At 72.1% G+C, this 18,439-nt stretch carries 18 protein-coding genes; 10 read left to right on the top strand and 8 right to left on the bottom strand.

Annotated features, from left to right (window positions below; all coding sequences use genetic code 11):
• Positions 1–124: 124 nt before the first annotated feature.
• Genes KME75_RS29345 through KME75_RS29325 form a run of 5 tightly spaced genes read right to left on the bottom strand, consistent with a single transcriptional unit; the run spans position 125 to position 4,675 of the window.
• Positions 125–904, bottom strand: a complete 780-nt coding sequence (locus KME75_RS29345) for an IclR family transcriptional regulator (RefSeq protein ID WP_219418132.1) — start codon at positions 902–904, stop codon at positions 125–127.
• Positions 905–924: 20 nt separating this feature from the next.
• A complete protein-coding gene (gene kduI, locus KME75_RS29340; RefSeq protein ID WP_219418131.1) occupies positions 925–1,761 on the bottom strand; it encodes a 5-dehydro-4-deoxy-D-glucuronate isomerase in 837 nt (278 codons plus the stop codon).
• A 14-nt stretch (positions 1,762–1,775) separates the two neighbouring features.
• The gene (locus KME75_RS29335; protein WP_219418130.1) at positions 1,776–3,080 is read right to left on the bottom strand and encodes a TRAP transporter large permease; all 1,305 of its coding nucleotides are present in this window, start codon (positions 3,078–3,080) and stop codon (positions 1,776–1,778) included.
• Positions 3,081–3,090: 10 nt separating this feature from the next.
• Positions 3,091–3,597 carry a TRAP transporter small permease gene (locus tag KME75_RS29330; protein WP_219418129.1) on the bottom strand — a complete coding sequence of 169 codons (507 nt, stop codon included), beginning with the start codon at positions 3,595–3,597 and terminating at the stop codon, positions 3,091–3,093.
• 25 nt (positions 3,598–3,622) lie between these two features.
• Positions 3,623–4,675 (bottom strand): TRAP transporter substrate-binding protein, encoded by a 1,053-nt coding sequence (locus KME75_RS29325; RefSeq protein WP_219418128.1) that lies wholly within the window; start codon positions 4,673–4,675, stop codon positions 3,623–3,625.
• 584 nt (positions 4,676–5,259) lie between these two features.
• On the opposite strand from KME75_RS29325, the gene KME75_RS29320 reads away from it, so the two are divergent.
• Positions 5,260–6,222, top strand: coding sequence for a bile acid:sodium symporter family protein (locus KME75_RS29320; protein ID WP_308283197.1), 963 nt, complete (start codon positions 5,260–5,262; stop codon positions 6,220–6,222).
• A gap of 21 nt (positions 6,223–6,243) precedes the next feature.
• Here KME75_RS29320 and KME75_RS46185 read toward each other — a convergent pair whose 3' ends face one another.
• Complete coding sequence (locus tag KME75_RS46185; protein ID WP_219418127.1) at positions 6,244–8,034, bottom strand: helix-turn-helix domain-containing protein; 1,791 nt, start codon at positions 8,032–8,034, stop codon at positions 6,244–6,246.
• Between the two features lie 190 nt (positions 8,035–8,224).
• Between KME75_RS46185 and KME75_RS29310 the strand changes: the two genes are divergently transcribed.
• The 9 genes from KME75_RS29310 to KME75_RS29270 all read left to right on the top strand — a co-directional run bounded on the left by KME75_RS29310 (position 8,225) and on the right by KME75_RS29270 (position 17,156).
• On the top strand, positions 8,225–9,667 hold the full coding sequence (locus tag KME75_RS29310; protein WP_219418126.1) for an aldehyde dehydrogenase family protein: 1,443 nt from the start codon (positions 8,225–8,227) through the stop codon (positions 9,665–9,667).
• A gap of 159 nt (positions 9,668–9,826) precedes the next feature.
• Entirely contained in the window at positions 9,827–11,569 is a 1,743-nt protein-coding gene (locus tag KME75_RS29305; RefSeq protein ID WP_308283196.1) for a hypothetical protein, read from the top strand.
• Positions 11,570–11,709: 140 nt separating this feature from the next.
• On the top strand, positions 11,710–12,489 hold the full coding sequence (locus KME75_RS29300) for an iron-containing redox enzyme family protein (protein ID WP_219418125.1): 780 nt from the start codon (positions 11,710–11,712) through the stop codon (positions 12,487–12,489).
• Positions 12,490–12,569: 80 nt separating this feature from the next.
• Positions 12,570–12,902: a Rieske (2Fe-2S) protein gene (locus KME75_RS29295; RefSeq protein ID WP_219418124.1), complete on the top strand. Its 333-nt coding sequence runs from the start codon at positions 12,570–12,572 to the stop codon at positions 12,900–12,902.
• Positions 12,903–12,919: 17 nt separating this feature from the next.
• Entirely contained in the window at positions 12,920–14,134 is a 1,215-nt protein-coding gene (locus tag KME75_RS29290) for an NAD(P)/FAD-dependent oxidoreductase (RefSeq protein WP_219418123.1), read from the top strand.
• Positions 14,135–14,172: 38 nt separating this feature from the next.
• Positions 14,173–14,550 carry a Rieske (2Fe-2S) protein gene (locus KME75_RS29285; RefSeq protein WP_219418122.1) on the top strand — a complete coding sequence of 126 codons (378 nt, stop codon included), beginning with the start codon at positions 14,173–14,175 and terminating at the stop codon, positions 14,548–14,550.
• A gap of 7 nt (positions 14,551–14,557) precedes the next feature.
• Positions 14,558–15,325, top strand: a complete 768-nt coding sequence (locus KME75_RS29280; protein ID WP_219418121.1) for an SDR family oxidoreductase — start codon at positions 14,558–14,560, stop codon at positions 15,323–15,325.
• 26 nt (positions 15,326–15,351) lie between these two features.
• Positions 15,352–15,807: a RidA family protein gene (locus tag KME75_RS29275; RefSeq protein WP_219418120.1), complete on the top strand. Its 456-nt coding sequence runs from the start codon at positions 15,352–15,354 to the stop codon at positions 15,805–15,807.
• Entirely contained in the window at positions 15,792–17,156 is a 1,365-nt protein-coding gene (locus tag KME75_RS29270) for an MFS transporter (RefSeq protein WP_219418119.1), read from the top strand. Before KME75_RS29275 ends, KME75_RS29270 begins: the two co-directional genes overlap by 16 nt.
• A 108-nt stretch (positions 17,157–17,264) precedes the next feature.
• Here the strand turns inward: KME75_RS29270 and KME75_RS29265 are convergent, their stop codons facing one another.
• Complete coding sequence (locus KME75_RS29265) at positions 17,265–17,717, bottom strand: GlcG/HbpS family heme-binding protein (protein WP_219418118.1); 453 nt, start codon at positions 17,715–17,717, stop codon at positions 17,265–17,267.
• 280 nt (positions 17,718–17,997) lie between these two features.
• Positions 17,998–18,439: alpha/beta fold hydrolase (locus KME75_RS29260; RefSeq protein WP_219418117.1), on the bottom strand; the 442-nt coding region annotated here is incomplete at its 5' end.

Genomic DNA, 18,439 nt, shown 5'->3' with positions numbered 1-18,439 from the left:
CCCAGATCGCCCCTGGCGGCGTTGTCGGCCCGACCGGGTACGCCAGTACGACGGCTCGGGCCTCCGCCTTGCCAGGAGCAATCTGGATCACGAATCCCATCGACCCTGATCCACCAGACACGCCCTAGGTCGTGTGACCGAGCGCGGCCGAGATCTTCTCCGCGGCCTCGATGGCGAACGGCGCCATGGCCGCCACCTGCTCGGCGGTGTGTTCGAGGGTGAGCGTGGAGATGCTCACCCCGTACTTGATCGTTCCGGTGTGGTCGCGGACGGGGGCCGCGACGCAGCGCACGCCGGGGACGTTCTCCTCGTCGTCCTCGGCGTAGCCGCGCTCCCGGACGGCGGCGACCGCGGCGCGCAGCGCGTCGAGGTCGCGGACCGTGTGCTCGGTGCGGGGCGGTAGGCCGGTGCGCGCGGCGTACCGGGCGAGCCCCTCGTCGGTATAGCCGGAGAGGACGACCTTGCCGATGCCCGAGGAGTGCATCGGGATCGCGAGGCCCACCCGCGAGGGCATCTGGTACGGCTTGTCGGAGTCGGCGCGGATCAGGTAGATGATCTCGTCGCCGTTGGCGACCCCGACGTGCACGGTGCACTGCACCTGCGCCACGAGGTCGTCGACGATCGGCTGGGCGATCGTCGAGATGTCGATGCGCTGCAGCGCGCGCCCCGCGAGCGACAGGATCGTCGGCCCCGGCAGGTAGGTGCCGTCCGGGCCCACCGAGACGAACCCCCGGTCCACGAGCGTGCTCAGGATGCGGTGGGTGGTGGCCTTCGCGAGGCCCGTCGCCTCCACCACGTCGGTGAACCGCGGGTGGGTCATCACCGCGGAGAGCACCAGCAGGGTCTTCTCGCTCGCGCTCGAGCGCCCGTCGGTGGTGACGGCCGGGGCGGTCTCGGTGGGCATACTGCTCCCTGTCCTTCGGGTCAGCGCATCTCCGCGATGGGGACGCCGTCCATGTCGTCGAAGGACTGATTCTCCCCTGCCATCGCCCAGACGAAGCTGTAGCTGGCGGTTCCGAACCCGCAGTGCACCGACCAGCTCGGGGAGATGATCGCCTCGCCCTCGGCCACGACGAGGTGCCGCGTCTCGCTCGGATCCCCCATCATGTGGATGATCCGGGCGTCGGCGGGCAGGTCGAAGTAGAGGTAGGCCTCCATCCGCCGGTCGTGGGTGTGGGCGGGCATCGTGTTCCACATGCTGCCCGGGTGCAGCGTGGTGACGCCCATCACGACCTGGCAGCTGCGCACGCCGTTCTCGTGGATGTATTGGTTGAGCGTGCGGCGGTTCGACGTCAGCCCGTCGCCGAGCTCGCGGACGGTGCCGGTGCCCGCCTCGACGAAGGTGGTCGGGTACGCGGTGTGGGCGGGCGCGGAGAAGAGGTAGAACCGCGCGGGGCCCTCGCCGTCGACGTCGCTGGAGGCGAACGCGACCTCGCGGGCGCCGCGGCCGATGTAGATGCACGAGCCGTGGCCGACGTCGTAGGTGGTGCCGTCCACACTGATCGTGCCGCGACCGCCGACGTTGACGATCCCGCCCTCGCGGTGGGAGAAGAAGAACTCGCTGCGGATCTCGGGGAACGTCGGCAGCGCGACGCCTGCGGTCACCGGCATCGCGCCGGCGAGCACGACCCGGTCGTGGTGGGTGTAGACCGCGCTCACCTCGTCGGCGGCGAACAGGTCCTCGACGAGGTAGCGGCGGCGCAGCTCCGCGGTGTCCATCCCGGGAACCTGCTCCGGGCTGGTGGCGTAGCGCTGGTGCATGAACAACCTTTCCGTCAGACGAGGCCGAGCAACGTGGGCAGCCAGAGCGACAGCCCCGGGGTGAAGATCACGACGACGAGCACCACGACGAGCGCGGCGAAGAACGGCAGCAGCCGCCGGATGACGTCCTCGATCCCGAGGTTCGCCACCTTCGCCCCGACGAACAGGATCGGTCCGACCGGCGGGGTGATGGTGCCGATGCTGAGCGCGAACACGATCATCAGGCCGAAGTGCACCGGGTGGATCCCGAAGCTCTCGACGATCGGCAGGAAGATCGGGGTGAAGATCAGCACCGCCGGGGTCGGGTCCATGAAGCACCCGATGACCAGCAGCACGACCGCGATCAGCAGCAGCAGCGCCACCGGGTTGGTGGTGAGCCCGAACATCGCCTCGGACACCATCGCGGGGATCCGCGCGAGCGACAGGACGAAGCCCATGATCGTCGAGACGCCGATGAGGAACATGACCACGGCCGTGGTCCGCGTCGCGTCCATGAGGATGCCGGGCAGCTGCCGCACCGTGACGGCGCGGTAGAGGAACGACAGCGCCAGCGCGTAGAGCACCGCGATGCAGGACGCCTCCGTCGGCGTGAACACGCCGGCGAGGATGCCGCCGATCACCACGACGATGAGAAGCAGCGAGGGCACCGCGTCCAGCAGCACCTTGAGGGCCTGCCCGACGGTGAGCCGGTCGGTCATCTTCAGCTCGGGTCGGGTCCTGGCGTGCAGGTGGACGATGACCATGCAGACGACCGCCCAGAGGATCCCGGGCAGGTACCCGGCCACGAAGAGGGCGGCGATCGACGTCCCCGACACCAGCGAGTACACGATCATCAGGTTGCTCGGCGGGATGAGCATGCCGGACGGGGCCGACGCGATGTTGGTGGCGGCGGCGAAGCTGCGGTCGTACCGCTCCTTCGCCTGCAGCGGGGCCATCGTGGGGCCGACGGCCGCCGCGGCCGCCACCCCGGAGCCGCTGACGGCCCCGAACAGGGCGTTGGCCGCGACGTTCGTCTGCGCCAGCGACCCGGGCGCCCTGCCGACCATCACCTTCGCTGCGTTGATCAGCCGCAGGGCGATACCGCCGTTGTTCATGATCACGCCGGCGAGGACGAAGAACGGGATCGCGAGCAGCGGGAACGAGTTGATCCCGCGGAAGATCTGCTGGGCCGAGGTGAGAACGCCGTCCTCGGTGCCGAGGATGACGAACATCGCCGCCAGCGACGACAGGCCGACGGCCACGCTGACCGGCGCGCCGATGACCAGGAACAGGGCGATCCCGCCGAGCAGCAGGAGGGCAGCGAGCGCTGCGGGGTCCATGGGTGCTCCTTCAGACGAGCTCGGGCTCGGCGTCGTCGTCGACGGGGCGCTCGGCGCCGGTGAGGATCCGGACCAGGTGGCCGACGGTGTAGAAGGCGATCAGGACGCCGCTGATCGGCAGGGCGAGGTAGAGCGGGCCCACGGTGATCGGCAGGCCGGTGAGGTTCTGCTCCCAGGCCAGCCACGACACCAGGATCCCGCCCCAGATCAGCGCCAGGCCGGTGAAGGCGAGGATCGCGAGCTGGACCAGCACCGCGAGCGCCACCTGGCCCGGCCGCGGGAGCCTGCGCACCGCCACGTCCACGGCGATGTGCCCGCGCTCGCCGAACACGAGCGCGGCGCCGAACAGGCCGAGCCAGATGAACAGGTACTTGGCGAGCTCCTCGGACCTGCCGCTCGGGCTGGCGAGGACCTGCCGCGTGAACACCTGCCATGAGACGTCCAGCACGAGCGCGGCGAACAGCACCACGCACACCACCGTGAGCACCCGGTCCAGCGCGTTCTTGACTGCGGTCATCGCGATCCCCTCTCCCCCGACCGGGTCAGCCCGCCGTGGCGGCGGCGCGGACCTTCGCGTGGATCTCACGGACGACGCCGGTGGTCAGCTTCGCCTCGACCAGCGGGCGGATCGCCGCGGCGAACGCCTGGGCGTCGACCTCGTTGAACTGGGCGCCGGCGTCCTTCGCGGCCTGCGTCGCCACGGCGACCTCGCGCTTCCACAGCTCGGCCTCCTCCTCGATGGCGAGGCCGATCTCCTCGGTGAAGATCGCCCGGTGCTCCTCGGACATGCCCTCCAGGACGGCCGTGTTGATGATCAGGTAGTCCGGGAACATGAGGTGCCGGGTGTAGCTGTAGTACGGCGCGACCTCGGCGTGCTTGAGGTTGGCGTAGATCAGCTCGTTGTTCTCGCCGCCCTCGATGACGCCGGACTGGATGGCCGTGTAGACCTCGCCCTGGCCCATGGGCGTGCCGCTGCCGCCCATCAGCTGCATCATCTCGATGTTCGTGTAGGACTCGATGACGCGGATCTTCATCCCCGCCAGGTCGGCAGGCGTGGTAATCGGCCGCTCGGAGTTGTAGACCGAGCGGATCCCGCCGTGGAACGCGCCGAGCACGTGGATGTTCTCGTCGTCCAGTAAGGAGTAGAGCTCCGAGACGATCTCGGGGTCGTTCGTCGTCGCCCGCTGGTGGTCCTGCGAGTCGAACGTGAACGGCAGGTTGAAGACCACGAAGTCCGGGTTGAAGTTCTCCAGGAGCGGCCCGCCGACGTAGGCCATCTCCAGCGTGCCGGACTGGACGAGCTCGATCGTCTCGCGCTGGGCGCCGAGCGTCTCGTTCGGGTAGACGTCGATGTCGTACCTGCCACCGGTGCGCTCCCGCAGCCGGTCGCCCATGTTCTCCAGCGCGATGTACTGCGGGTGGTTCTCGGGCTGGTTGAACGCCACGCGGAACACGGTCTCGGCGGTGCTGCCGGAACCGCCCCCACCGCCGGCGTCGACGGTTCCGGGCACGCCGGTGCCTGCGCTGCACGCGGTCAGCGCGAGCAGCGATGCCACGGCCGCTCCCGCCATCGCGACGGCCTTGCTTCGCCTCATGCTGGGACTCCTTTGTCAGCTCGCGGCCGGCGCGCGAGCGCCCGTCCGCGAACGGCCTGCGGTGCACACCGCCCGGCGGGACCGGATCGAGCAGGCGCCGTAGCTCCGGCGCCGAGCCCAGTCCGAGCGGTACATGGAACTGAGTTCCGAGGTACGGAACAAGCTAGCCGGGCGCGGGGAGTCGGCGCAACGGGGCTCCCCCGCCACCGAGGCGACGAGGGTCACGGCGAGTGGCGACCCAGCCTCGTGGGAGAGCGCGCGGGCAGTCGGGAGCGCCGCGGCATGCGGCAGCGGGACCGAGCGCCGCGAGACCGGCGTCGAGCCGCTGAGCAGCGCAATCGGGGAGCGCGCCGACGATCGGCCCGGTCCGGACGGCCCGGAGCGGGCCGAGACGGGGCGCGGCGGGCGGTCCGAGACCGCGGCCCGCGGCCTCGTCGATCACAACTCGGTCACGGAGCGAAATCGCCGCGAGAGCACGCCCCGGCCCCGACGCGCGTCAGGAGCACCGCCGAGAGCGGGCGCGGCGCCTGCGTATCGTCCTCGCGGGCCGGGCGACACGCCCCGCCGTCCGACGAGGAGGTCCCGTGCACCGTCTGCAACTGGTCAGTGACCGCGTGGGTCGGTGGTTCCCGCTCATCGTGATCGTCGCAGGGGCGGTCGCGCTCGCCGCCCCGGGCGTGTTCCGCGGGTGGGCGCCCGCCATCCCGTGGCTCCTCGCGCTGATCATGCTCGGGATGGGGATGACGCTGCGGCCGGTCGACTTCGCCTACGTCGCCCGCCGCCCGGTCGCGTTCCTCATCGGGATCGCCTCCCAGTTCGTGATCATGCCGGTGATCGGCTGGCTGCTCGCGACGACGCTGCCGATGAGCCCCGAGCTCGCCGTCGGCGTGATCCTCGTGGCGTGCGCGCCCGGGGGCACCGCGTCCAACGTGATGGTGTACCTCGCCCGCGGCGACACGGCGCTGTCGGTGGCCATGACCTCGGTCTCCACGCTGCTGGCGCCGCTGGTCACGCCGCTTCTCGTACTGCTGCTGGCCGGCCGCTTCCTCCCGGTGCAGCCCGGGGCGCTGTTCGTGTCGATCCTGCAGGTCGTGCTCGTCCCGGTGCTGCTGGGCTTCCTGCTGCGGCGGTTCGCCGAGCCCCAGGTCGAGCGGGCCCTGCCCGCGCTGCCGCTGGTGTCGGTCGTCGGGATCACCGCGGTGGTGATGGCCGTGGTCGCAGGCAGCGCCACGGCGCTACTGACGTCCGGGCTGGTGATCGTCGTCGCCGTCGTCCTGCACAACGTGCTCGGCCTGGGCCTGGGCTATGTGGTCGCGCGGCTGTGCGGTCTCGACGAGTCGGCCCGGCGGGCCATCGGCATCGAGGTGGGCATGCAGAACTCGGGGCTCTCCGCGACGCTCGCCACCGCCCACTTCAACCCGATCGCCGCGCTCCCGGCCGCGGTCTTCTCGGTGTGGCACAACGTGAGCGGCTCGATCCTCGCCGGATACTGGGCCCGCCGCCCGGTCACGCGCGCCGCGGAGCGCAGGGACCTCACCCGCGACTGACGATTGCGGCGATCGCGTCGATCAGCCCGCCGGCGGATGCAGCTCGTTCCGCAGGGCGCTGTGCACCTCGTTGAGCATGTCGATGTGGTGGGCGAGCCAGATCATGAACTGTGTCTCGGCGTTGCGGACGTCCATCTGCAGTGCCCGGGACGCGCGGTCCAGCTTGTAGAGCATGGTGTTGCGGTGCAGTTGCAGCGCGCGGGCTGCGGCGTTCAGGTTCCCCGACTCGCGGATGTAGGCCAGCACGATCTGCTCGAGGTTGCCCGTCTGGCCGTCGCTGCGGCGCAGGGGCTCGAGCACGTCGGCGGCGAAGGCCGATCCGGCGTCGCTCGACGCGGCCTCCTGGATGGCGGCGAACACGCGGAGGTCGGTGTAGCCGCACACGGCCGGGGCCTGCACGCGCTGCGCCAATGCCACCGCGGTGCGGGCCTCCCGGTAGCTCGTGGCAACGCCGGCCGCCCCGGTCCCGGCCCGCCCGTAGGCGACGCGGACGCTGTCGCCCAGCCGGTCGCGCATGAGGCGGTGCAGCTGGCCCGCGAATACCGTGCACGTCTGGCGCTCCCCGACACCGTCGTCACGCGGGGTGCGCAGGTCCGACGGGAGCTGGCGCAGGACGACGATCATCCCGCCGATCTGCGCGGTGAGGGTCAGCAGGTCGGGGTCGGGCGCAGCGCCCGACGCGGCGCGCGCCGCAGCGGCCGTGCGCCGGGCATCGGGTCGCCGGTCGGGCATCAGCCCCTGCGCGGTGACCACGAACGCGGCGAACCGCCCCTCGAGGTCGAACTGGTAGTGCCGCGACCGGGCCGCGAGCTCGTGCTGGTCGGTGAAGCGCCCGTGCAGCAGGGCGTCGACGAAGTCGTCCCGGGCACTCTCCTCGGCGGCCCGGACCGAGCGCTGGCGCAGCATCTCGCTGCCCACGAGCGTGGCGCCCTGCTCGGCGATCACCCGGTGCTGGGCCAGATCGTGCTCGTCGGCAGGCCAGGTGTGCTCGAGGAGGACCACGATCCCGTACGGCTCCCCGGCGACCGTCACCGGAGCCGCGACCGCGTGGACCGTCGCGTCCCCGATTGTCAGCTCAACGAGCCGGGAGTGCTCGGGCGTGCCGCCGCCGGTGGCCGCGGATCGCTCGCGTTCCCGACGGTGCTGGGCGACGAGCTGGGTGACGACGGAATGCCCGACGTCGGTCGGGACGCTGCCGGCCGGCAGCCCGGCGTCCGCATGGGCGACGGTCTCCCCGCCCATACCGAGGACGTACACCGGGGTGCGCGCGAGGTGCGACATGGTGCGCGCCATCGCGACCAGGCCGGAGCCGTGCGCGAACACCTCACCGAGGATGCGGTGCACGCGCATGCTGTACTCGAGGACGTGGGCGCTCTGCGAGAGCACCTTCATCGCGATCAGGTGGCTCACCTGGCGGTAGTCCGCCTCGCGCCGGAGCAGCAACAGGGGCAGTGACGCGGCGTCGGCCCGCGGCGCCGCCGTGTCGAGGTCCACGGCCCCGCCCTCTTCGGCCGGCCAGATCAGGAGCGCTGCCGCACCGCGGCGGGTCAGGGAGTCGACGAGCTCGCGGATGCCGTCCCGGGTGGACAGCGCGGTGCTCGGCGCCTGGACGACGACACCGGCCAGGTCGGCGGCCGGCTCCCGGTTCGGGGCCCGCACCGGGCCGATCTCGGACAGCGGCAGGCACCAGGTCACCTCGCGGTGCAGCCCGGCCTCCCCGGCGACGAGGCTGCCCCGCAACAGCGGCTCGCCGAGCAGCATCTCCACCGTGACGGGGGTCTCGCCGGAGACGGCGTGCGAACGCTGCGTCACGGGCGAGTTCTGTGCCATGTGCCCATACCCTGCTGCCATTGTCGTGCAGATCGTACGGTGCCGACGCAGAGGCGTCCATGGTCGACTCATCCCGGGCCGGACTCTGCGGACGGCTCGCCGCCCGCGGCACCCCGTTCGTGGAACAGCGAGGCCGGTCGAGACACGTCCGCTCAGGTAGCCGAGGAGTCCCATGAGCCATGTGATCGGTGAGCCCACGGCCCAGGCGGCCACGCGCACCCCGGCCAGGTCGGTCGATCCGGCCTCGCCCGGGGAGACGGTCCACGAGTTCGTCCCCACGACGGTGGGGGAGGTCGAGTCCGCGCAGGCGCGGGCGTCCCGGGCCGCCCCACAGTGGGGTCGCACGACACCGGCGCATCGCGCCGGGATCCTCAACCGCGTCGCCGACGAGCTCGTGGCCCGCAAGGAGGAGCTGGCCCGGCTCATCACGCGGGAGGAGGGCAAGACACTCGCGGCCGCGACCGGGGAGGTCGGCAAGACCGTCGAGCAGTTCCGGTTCGCCGGCCAGCTCGCCTACCAGGTGGAAGGCAGCACGTATCCGCAGGAGACGCCCGGGACCTTCACCTACACCCTGCGGGCTCCGCTCGGGGTGATCGTGGCGATCACGCCATGGAACTTCCCGGTCTCGCTGGCCGCCCGCAAGATCGCCCCTGCGCTGGCCGCGGGCAACGTCGTGCTCTTCAAGCCGTCGCCCGTCACGGCGGGCACCGGTCAGATGCTCGCCGATGCCTGCCGTGCGGCCGGGGTTCCGGACGACGTGCTGCAGGTGGTCCAGGGCGACGACCGCGACGCCATGACGGCCCTGGTCGGGGCGCGCGAGGTCGCTGCGGTGACGTTCACCGGCTCCGACGCCGTCGGGGAGATCCTGCGGAGGACCAGCAACACGCGCGCGCGGCTGCAGTTCGAGCTCGGTGGCCACAACGCCGCCGTCGTCTGCGCGGACGCCAAGCTTGACGCGGCAGCACGCAAGGTGGCCGCCGGCGCCTTCGAGCTCAGCGGCCAGGCGTGCACGGCGACGGATCGCGTGCTCGTCGACCGCCGGGTGTTCGACCCGTTCGTCGACCTGCTGCGCGAGCAGGTCGAGGGCATGCGGGTGGGGCCCGGCCTCGACCCGTCGACCACCGTCGGGCCGGTCGCGACCGCGGCGCAGCACCGACGACTGACGGACCTCCTGACGTCCGCGAGCGGCGCGGGTCGCGTCGCGGCACAGTCCCGGCTGGACCCCTCGCTTGATCCCGACGGCTACTGGATCCCGCCGACCGTCCTGGTCGACGTCCCGCCCGACCACCCGCTCAACACGCGCGAGATCTTCGGGCCGCTGCTGTCGGTCGTCCCGGTCGACGACGTCGAGGACGCCCTCGCCGTGGTCAACGCCTCCGGCCACGGGCTCGTCACCGCCGTCCACACCGCCGACGCCCGCAAGGCGCACCGGTTCGCGCAGCTCGCGACGTGCGGCATCGTCAAGGTGAACGAGCGGACCACGGGCAACGGCGTGGCGCCGCCCTTCGGCGGGTGGAAGGCCTCGAGCTCCGGCGCGTTCCCCGAAGGCGGCCGCGGCGCGCTGGATTTCGTCACCGACACCAAGACGGTGTACTTCGGGTACGAGGACGCCTGACGCCGTCCGGTTCCGCCATGGGCCGAGCGCTGCGGCGCGGCGGCGCGGACTGGGCCAGGTGCACACCGCTGCACCTGCGCACCCTCCCCATCTCCGACGTCGTCCGCCGCGCCACGGATATGATCTGCGTCACGTTGCACATTCCTGCCGTCGGCGATTGTGCACCCGGGGCGTAGCGCGACCCTCCACCGATCGACGACCGTTCCCGCCCATCATCGGAAAACACGGCGCCCAGATCACGGCGTTGGCGTCGAATCGGAGGCCTGCTTCATGGATCTCACGGCCGCCCACTGGGTCTACCTCGCCGGGGTCGTCGTCATCATCGCGGTGATGATCCTGCGCAAGAACGTCGTCGTCCCTGCCGTGGCGATGACGTTCATCACCGCACTGGTCTACACCGGCAGCCTGCCGGTCGGACTCACCTCGGTCTTCAACGCCAGCCTCACCGCCGCGTCGGAGCTCTTCAGCATCTTCCTGATCATCGCTCTCATCACGGCGCTGCTGGGCTCGCTGCGCGCGCTCGAGGCCGACAAACGGATGATCCTTCCGTTCCGGAAGGTGATGCGGAACGGTTCGACGGCCTTCATCGTGCTGTTCGTGGTCACCTACCTCATCAGCCTGTTCTTCTGGCCGACACCCGCGGTGCCACTCATCGGCGCGATCCTGCTGCCGGCCGCGATCCGCGCGGGCCTTCCGGCGATGGGCGCGGCAATGGCGATCGCGATCGCCGGCCAGGGAATGGCGCTGTCGAGCGACTACATCATCCAGGTGGCGCCCGGGCTTTCGGCCACGGCGGCAGGGGTCCCCACCGCAGCGGTCGCTGATCGGGCGATGGTGCTGTCGCTCGTCACCGGCGGCGTCGCCGTCGTCGTCGCATTCCTGCAGATCCGCCGCCGCTTCAGAGCGCCATCGGAGGCCAACCTCGTCGAGTGGGAGGACACGGCCGACACGGGAAGCCTGCTCGTACCGCGCAAGGACCGCGAGGTTCCAGCCGAGCCGGTTGCCGCGCAGGCGGGCGGGGGCGAGCGAACCGACGCGGGAGTCGCATCCGGCACGCCCGCGACGCGCACCGGCGGCGGTGTGGGAGCCGACGGCGCCGACACCGAGGAGGGCGTGCGCGCCTCCGGGAGGACGGGGGCGCCCGCGTTGCCGCGGGTGCCGGCCGGTGAGACCCTGCTGCAGGAGGGCCATGCGGTGAAGCGCTCGAAGGCGTTCGCCGTGATCGTGCCCGTGGTGTTCGCCGCGATGGTGGGGTACATGCTGCTGGGCAAGTTCACCGGCCTCGTGCCCGAGACGTCCGGTGGCGAGGCCGCCGGTCTGGTCGGCGGCATCGCGGCGCTGCTGCTGCTCGCCGCCGCGATCACGCTGGACGGCCGCAACAGCCTCGAGACCTGCGCCACGCACGTCGTGGACGGTCTGGTGTTCGCGTTCAAGGCCATGGGCGTCGTCATCCCGATCGCCGGGTTCTTCTTCATCGGCAACTCGGACTTCGCCGGTGAGATCATGTCGCTCGGCGAGGACGCCGCGGCCCCGGGCTTCCTGTTCGACCTCGTCGCGCAGGCGCAGGGCGCTATCCCGAACACGCCGATCGTCGTGGGGATCGGCATGCTGCTCGTCGGGATGGCCACCGGGCTCGACGGCTCCGGGTTCTCCGGGCTGCCCCTCACCGGGTCGCTGTCCGGCGCGCTCGGCCCGGCCGCCGCCATGGACCCCGCGACCCTCGCGGCCATCGGGCAGATGGGCGCCGTCTGGGCCGGCGGCGGCACCCTGATCGCCTGGTCGTCACTGCTCGCCGTCGCCGGCTTCGCCCGCGTTCCGGCGATCGAACTGGCGCGCAAGCTGTTCGTGCCGGTCGTGGCGGGCCTGCTCGTGTCGACGATCGTCGGCGTCCTCGTGTTCTGACCCGTCCACCTCGCACTCGGGGGCACTCTGCACACGAATCTCTGGAGTTCATGTGCAGAGTGACCCTAAGCATTCGGCGACTTCCGCCGTAACGTGGTGCCACACAGGGCCCCGAATGATCCTCAGGAAAGAGGCGACCCATGACCGAAACGCTGGCCCGTGACGCCCGGCTGCTGCCCAAGGACGAGTTCCGTGCGGCCCTCGAGGAGGCCATCAAGGGCAGGGAGGCCAAGAACGCCTCCTTCAGCAAGGCCTGGGCCGAGGGCAAGCTCTCGCGCGAGCATTTCGCCCGGTGGGCCGAGAACCACTACCACTACGTCGGCCCGTTCGCGGACTACCTGTCCTACATCTACGCGAACACCCCCGACTCGAACACGTTCGCCAAGGACTTCACCCTCCAGAACATGTACGAGGAGGAACTGGCCGACATCCGGCACACCGACCTTCTCATCAAGTTCGGCGAGGCGTGCGGGACGACCCGCGAGCGCATCGAGGACCCGATGAACATGAACGCGGTGACGCGCGGTCTCCAGGCCTGGTGCTACGCCACCGCGATGCGTGAGCACTACGTCGTCGCCACCGCGGCCCTGGTCGTCGGTCTCGAGTCGCAGGTGCCGAGCATCTACAAGAAGCAGATCGTGCCGCTGCGCGAGAAGTACGGGTTCACCGAGGACGAGATCGAGTTCTTCGACCTGCACATCACCTCGGACGTCGTGCACGGCGAGCGCGGCTACCAGATCGTCCTGGACGGCGCCGACACGCCCGGGTTGCAGCAGCGCTGTCTGCAGTTCGTCCGCTGGGGCGCCGAGATGCGTTTCTCCTACACGAAGGCGCTGTACGACTACTACGTCGCGCCGGACCTGGGGGACACCGACGGCAACACCGACGACGACGAGTCGCGGGAGCTCGGCGGGGTCTAGGGATCTCGCGACGGCGGGACCGGGGTGGACCCTCCCGCCGTCGCCGTCCCGCCCTCGACGGATCGTCTGCGGAGAACCGGATGTCTGACTGGATCAAGGTCGCCGAGCTCAAGGATCTGACGCGGCGACGAAAGACCGTCGTCACCGTCGAGGGCCAGGAGATCGCCCTCTTCCTCGTCGGGGAGAAGGTCTACGCGCTGCAGAACATCTGCATCCACCAGGAACGGATGCTCGCGAAGGGCACGCTGTTCAACGGCAAGGTGATCTGCCCCGGGCACCAGTGGGCCTTCGACCTCGAGACCGGGTGGGAGACCGACCAGGACCGGTGCCAGCCGACCTACGCCGCCAAGGTGGAGGACAACGCGGTCCACATCATCGCCGAGCCGCGCGTGCTCGTCGATGCCCCCGATTGACCCGACGGGAGAGCCTCATGGCGGACACGATCGTGACGATCGGGGCGGGCCAGGCCGCGGCCGTGACCGCACGGACCCTGCGGCGCCGCAAGCACGACGGGCCCATCATCCTCATCGGCGACGAGAAGCACGCGCCCTACCAGCGCCCGCCGCTGTCGAAGGAGTACCTGGCCGGCCAGCAGGAGCAGGCCGACGCCGCCCTCCTCGACGAGCAGTGGTGCGCCGACAACGGGGTCGAGCTGAGGCTCGGCACCCGGGTCGACCGGATCGACGCCGCCGGACGCTGTGTCGAGCTGGAGGACGGGGGCCGCGTGCCCGCCGACGCCGTCGTGATCGCCACCGGGTGCCGTGCCCGGCGGATCCCCGGCGTCGAGGGTGATCGGGTGGTCTACCTGCGGACCCTGGACGATGCGGAGCGGCTGCGCGGCCACCTGCGTCCAGGAGCGCGGGTGATCACCGTCGGAGCAGGGTTCATCGGCTGCGAGGTCGCCTCGGTGGCGCGCGGCGCCGGGGCCGAGGTCACCATGCTCGAGATGATGGACGTGCCGCTCGAGCGTGTCCTCGGCCGGGAGATGGGCTCGGTGTGCACCCGGATCCAGCGCGACCACGGGGTCGACCTGCGCACCGGCGAAGCGGTTGACTCAGTGACGGAGACCGGGGGCGGGGTGGTCGTCCGCACCCGGCGCGGCACGGTGGTCGAGGGCGACGTGGTCGTCGTCGGAATCGGCACCGTTCCGAACACCGACGTCGCGCAGCGGTCGGGCATCGAGGTCGACGGTGGGGTGCTCGTCGACGAGTACTGCCGCACCAACGTGGAGAATGTGCTGGCCGCCGGGGACGTGACCAACCACTGGCATCCGCTCTTCGGCAGGCGCCTGCGTGTCGAGCACTTCGACAACGCCAACAAGCAGGCGATGGCGGCCGCGAAGAACCTGCTGGGGCGGCCCACCGTCTTCGACGATCCGCACTGGTTCTGGTCCGACCAGTACGAGTACAACCTCCAGCACGCCGGCGACGCCGAGCGGTGGGACGACGTCGTCATCCGCGGCTCCGTTAACGACCTCGACTTCATCGCCTTCTACCTGAACGACGGTGTCGTGCAGGCCGCCTTCACCGTCGACCGTGGGGGCGAGATGTTCATGGCGAAGGAGATGATCGCCGCGCAGGCCAGACCCGACGTGGCCAAGCTGCGCGACGAGGATCTCGACCTCGCCGAGCTGATGGCGACCTGATCGCCTGCCCCCGAGAGCCCCGAGAGAAGGAGTTCGGCATGGAGTACTACCGGCTTGCCCGCTCGGGGCAGGTGCCCGACGGGGTCGTCCGTCGGTTCTTCGTCCAGGACGACGTCGAGGTGGCCGTCTCTCGGTGGGAGGGCGAGGTCTACGTCACGACGAACTACTGCACACATCTGGACTGCCTGCTCTCCAGCGGCAAGGTGATCGACGACGGGCTGCTGTGCTCGTGCCACAACAGCGTCTTCGACCTCGAGACGGGGGAACCGATCACCCCGCCGGCCACCAAGCCGATCCGCGTCTATCCCTCCAAGGAGGAGAACGGCGAGATCTTCGTCGGGCTCGAGCCCGACGACCTGGCACGGGAGCGCCCGATGCGCCGCAAGACGTTCGAGGCGAAGCACCAGGGCAGTTAGGGCCGTCATGGACCTCGGGCTCGAGGGCGCGCGGGCGCTGGTCCTGGGCTCGTCGTCCGGACTTGGGCGCGCGGTCGCCGCAGCGCTCGTCGCCGAGTCGGCGCACGTGCTCGTGGCCGGCCGGGACGCCGACCGGGCCGAGGCCGCCGCGGCGGACGTCGGCGCCCGCCTCGCCCTGGCCGGTGACCTGTCGGTGCCGGGGGAAGGGCGGCGGCTGGTCGACGAAGCGGTCACCGGTCTCGGCGGGTTGGACGTCTGCGTGGTCAACACCCCGGGAGGGCGGCCCGGCGGGATCCTGGATACGGACGGGGCGGACGAGGCCGCCTACCAGGCCATGTTGCGCCCGGCCTTGGAGGTGGCCCGCGCGGCCGCGCCGCATCTGGGCCGGTCGCGTCCGGGCCGCCTGCTGTTCCTCACCGCGCGCAGCGTCGTCGAGGCCACCCGGGAGCTGGCGCTCTCGGGGGTGATGCGCAGCGGCGTCGCCGCGGCGGCGCGCTCGCTCGCCCTGGAGCTGGCGCCGCGCACGCTGGTCAACGTCGTCGTCACCGGACAGTTCGACACCCCGGCCCTGTCCCGGTTCGAGCAGGCGCGGGCCGCGAGTGAGGGCCGCTCCCCCGACGAGGTGCGCCGTGAGCACGTGAGCGGCATCCCGCTCGCGCGCCTGGGCACGGCCGAGGAGTTCGCGCACGTCGTCGTGTTCCTCTGTTCCGCGCGGGCGTCGTTCGTGACCGGGTCCGTGGTCCGGGTCGACGGCGGCGCCGTCCGCGGTTTCTGATCACTTGCTCCCGGAACGGAGTGCGCATGCCGTCTGATCTCCCCCCGCCGCCTCGCCCGCAGGGCGACTACGTGCCCGCCGTGCTCGCCTGCGGGTACGTCCACAGCGCGGGGATGACGCCGCGGCGGGACGGGGTGCTGCAGGTGCGCGGCACGGTCGGGGCCGACCTGGACGTGGCCGACGCCGCCGGCGCCGCGGGCCTCGCCGCCGCCAACGCGCTCTCGGCCGTCGCGGCCGCCGCCGGCGGGCTCGACCGGCTCGCCCGCCTGGTCCGGATGACGGTGTACGTCGCGTGCGCGCCGGGGTTCACCGACCTGTCCGCCGTGGCCGACGGTGCCTCGGCGCTGCTGGCCCACCACGTCGGCACCGGCGCCCTGCCCGCCCGGTCCGCGATCGGCGTCCACGCCCTGCCCGGCGGGGCACCGGTGGAGGTGGAGCTCACCGCGGCCGTGCGGGAGGACGAGGTATGGCGGAGGCGGTGAGCGCGCCCCGGACCGACCCGCGGCTCGGGCGCGTCGCGGCCGCGCTCGTCGTCGGGACGTTCGCCAGCACGATCGCGAACACGCTCGTGAACGTCCCGCTCGCGACGATCATGGCGGACCTGCGGGCGCCGCTGGCCGCCGGCGCGCTGGTGGTGATCGCGTTCAACGCGCTGTGCGCGCTGATGCTGCCGGTGGCGGGGTGGCTCGGCGACCGGTACGGGCATCGCCGGATCTTCCTGGTCGCGATGGCCGGGGTCGCCGTCGGGGCGGCCGGGGCGGCCCTGGCGCCGAACCTCGCCGTGCTCGTGGCCTTCCGGGCCGTGCAGGGCACCGCGGGCGCCCTGGTCCTGCCCACCGTGCTCGCGCTGCTCACCAGCAGTGCCGGGGCGGCGCGCCGCGGCCGGGCCGTGTCCTGGTGGGCGGCGGCGAACGGGGCGGGGCAGGCGGCGGGCCCGACGGCGGGCGGGCTGCTCGCCGACGCCCTCGGCTGGCGGTCGGTGTTCGCGGTGGTCATCCCGTTCGCGGTGTTCGCGTTCCTCGGCGCGCTGCGCTGGGTGCCGCACCAGCCCGGGCGGGCGGCCCGGCTGGAGTGGCGGGGCGTCGCGGCGCTGACCACCGGCACGGGCCTGCTACTCGTCGCCGCGTCGGTCGTTCCCGCGCTCGGGCCGGGCTCGCCGCTGGTGTGGCTCGGCGCGCCCGCCGGGCTCGTCGCGCTGGCCGTCTTCGTGGCGGTGGAGCGCCGCGCTGCTGCGCCGTTCGTGCCGCCGTCGATGCTGCGCGAGCCGCGGTTCGTGCGCTCGGCCGTGGCGGCGATGTGCCAGATGTTCTGCCTCACCGCGACCCTGGTGACCGTCCCCCTGCACCTGGAGGCCCGCTTCGGAACGTCCGCGGCGGTGGCGGGGCTCGTCGTCCTCGCGCTCCCGCTGGCGATGACGCTGCTGGCCCCGCTCGCCGGGCTCGTCACGGAACGGTGGAGTCCGCGGCGGGCCCTCCGGTGCGGGCTCGCCGCCCTCGGGCTCGCCGAGCTCGCACTGGCGGCGCTGCTGCTCACCGGGGTGCGTGTCCCGCTCGTGGCGGTGTTGGCGGCCATCGGCGCGGGGATCGCGTTCACCCAGACCCCGGCGACGGTGGGTGCCGCGGCCACTGCGCAGGCCGCGTTGGGTGCCGGGCTCGGGTTGTTCAACATGATGCGCTTCGTGGGCGCCGCGCTGGGCGGCGCGGTCGTGGCGCTGGTGCTCGACCGCGCGACCGGTGGCGTGGGCCCGGCGCTCGTCTGCGGGATCTGCGCGGCCGCCGCGCTGGGTGCCCTCCTGGTGACCTTCGCGGGCAGGAACCCGACCGCGACCTGAGCGCCCTCCGCGGCCGGTGGCGGTGGTCGTCGCCGGTGGTGCGATCGCGACAGCCGAATCGCCCGTGGACCGCAGGCGGTCATCACGGGCTGAGGGTCGCGCCGGGGGTCAGCGGGCGAGCGCCCCGGCGACGTGCGTTTCGAAGGCCGCCAGCGCCGCGGCACCGACCGCCTTGTCCTGCTCGCCGTTACCCCCGCTCACGCCGATCGCCCCGATGACCTGGCCCTCGTACACGATCGGGAAGCCGCCGACGAACACGGCGAACCTCCCGGGGTGCATGTGCTGGATGCCGAAGGCCTCGTTGCCCGGAAGTGCCGGCCCGCCCGGCGGCTCGTTGAACAGGTGGGTGGCGCGCTGGTGCCCGGCCGCGGTGAAGGCCTTCGCGATCGCGATCTCGACGCCGGTGAGGCGGGCCCCGGTCATCCGGTGCAGCGCGATCGGGTGTGCGCCGTCGTCGGCGATGCAGATCGTCTGGCGCACCCCGATCCGGGTGGCCTCCTCCTCAGCGGCGCGCAGCAACACGAGGGCGTCCTCGAGGGTCAGGCGGTGGATGGTCTGCATCGGGCATCTCCGTGGGTCGCGTGGACGATGATCCGATTCTGGCGGCGGGCCACCCGGATGGCACCGGACGAACTGCACCGACGACGGCCCCGGATGTGGGCAGATGGCACACGCCGCGGGACGCCCGCCCCGGCCCAGCGGCGCAGGCATGCGCGATCACGGGCAGAAGGCCGCCGACGGAGATCGACCCGCGACCCTCGGCCCGTGATCGCCCGCACCCCGGGCCGGCCCTCGCCGCTCGCCGGCACTCGGCACGGCGGCGGACCCGGCGACGTGGCTCTCAGCGCGGGATGCGGCGGGCGCAGTCGCGGACCAGCTCGGCGAACTCCGCCGGGTGGCTCAGGTGCGGGGCGTGCCCGGCCCCGCGCACCACGTGCCGGCGGGCCCGCGGCAGCGCGGCACCGATCAGCTCGGCGACCGGCGGGTAGGTCGGCAGGCCGCTGTCGCCGTTGCTCACCACGAGGTCGTGCGGGTAGCCGGCGAGGAGCTCCGGGCGCACGGCCAGGCGTTCCGGGTCGCGGCTCTGGTCGAGCCAGGTGTCGGCGTGCGCGACGCAGGTGGCCCGGATCGCCGGCGTGAACAGCGTGTCCCAGGTGCCGGGGCCGAACGCGGCGTGGTCGACGAAGTGGCGCACGCCGTCGGCGACCGCGCCCGCCGTGATGAGCTCCGCGGCCCGGCGCAGGTGCCCGGCCGCCTCCTCGGCGAGCGGCCGGGTCGGCGGG

The organism is Pseudonocardia nigra, from assembly GCF_019396355.1.
GTDB lineage: Bacteria > Actinomycetota > Actinomycetes > Mycobacteriales > Pseudonocardiaceae > Pseudonocardia > Pseudonocardia nigra.
This window is presented reverse-complemented; position numbering and strand designations above follow the sequence as displayed.

Excerpts from the sequence above, each read along its gene's own strand:
- KME75_RS29345 (WP_219418132.1), bottom strand. The coding sequence starts at position 904 with ATGCCCACCGAGACCGCCCCGGCCGTCACCACCGACGGGCGCTCGAGC.
- kduI (WP_219418131.1), bottom strand. The coding sequence starts at position 1,761 with ATGCACCAGCGCTACGCCACCAGCCCGGAGCAGGTTCCCGGGATGGAC.
- KME75_RS29335 (WP_219418130.1), bottom strand. The coding sequence starts at position 3,080 with ATGGACCCCGCAGCGCTCGCTGCCCTCCTGCTGCTCGGCGGGATCGCC.
- KME75_RS29330 (WP_219418129.1), bottom strand. The coding sequence starts at position 3,597 with ATGACCGCAGTCAAGAACGCGCTGGACCGGGTGCTCACGGTGGTGTGC.
- KME75_RS29325 (WP_219418128.1), bottom strand. The coding sequence starts at position 4,675 with ATGAGGCGAAGCAAGGCCGTCGCGATGGCGGGAGCGGCCGTGGCATCG.
- KME75_RS29310 (WP_219418126.1), top strand. The coding sequence starts at position 8,225 with ATGAGCCATGTGATCGGTGAGCCCACGGCCCAGGCGGCCACGCGCACC.
- KME75_RS29300 (WP_219418125.1), top strand. The coding sequence starts at position 11,710 with ATGACCGAAACGCTGGCCCGTGACGCCCGGCTGCTGCCCAAGGACGAG.
- KME75_RS29295 (WP_219418124.1), top strand. The coding sequence starts at position 12,570 with ATGTCTGACTGGATCAAGGTCGCCGAGCTCAAGGATCTGACGCGGCGA.
- KME75_RS29290 (WP_219418123.1), top strand. The coding sequence starts at position 12,920 with ATGGCGGACACGATCGTGACGATCGGGGCGGGCCAGGCCGCGGCCGTG.
- KME75_RS29285 (WP_219418122.1), top strand. The coding sequence starts at position 14,173 with ATGGAGTACTACCGGCTTGCCCGCTCGGGGCAGGTGCCCGACGGGGTC.
- KME75_RS29280 (WP_219418121.1), top strand. The coding sequence starts at position 14,558 with ATGGACCTCGGGCTCGAGGGCGCGCGGGCGCTGGTCCTGGGCTCGTCG.
- KME75_RS29275 (WP_219418120.1), top strand. The coding sequence starts at position 15,352 with ATGCCGTCTGATCTCCCCCCGCCGCCTCGCCCGCAGGGCGACTACGTG.
- KME75_RS29270 (WP_219418119.1), top strand. The coding sequence starts at position 15,792 with ATGGCGGAGGCGGTGAGCGCGCCCCGGACCGACCCGCGGCTCGGGCGC.
- KME75_RS29265 (WP_219418118.1), bottom strand. The coding sequence starts at position 17,717 with ATGCAGACCATCCACCGCCTGACCCTCGAGGACGCCCTCGTGTTGCTG.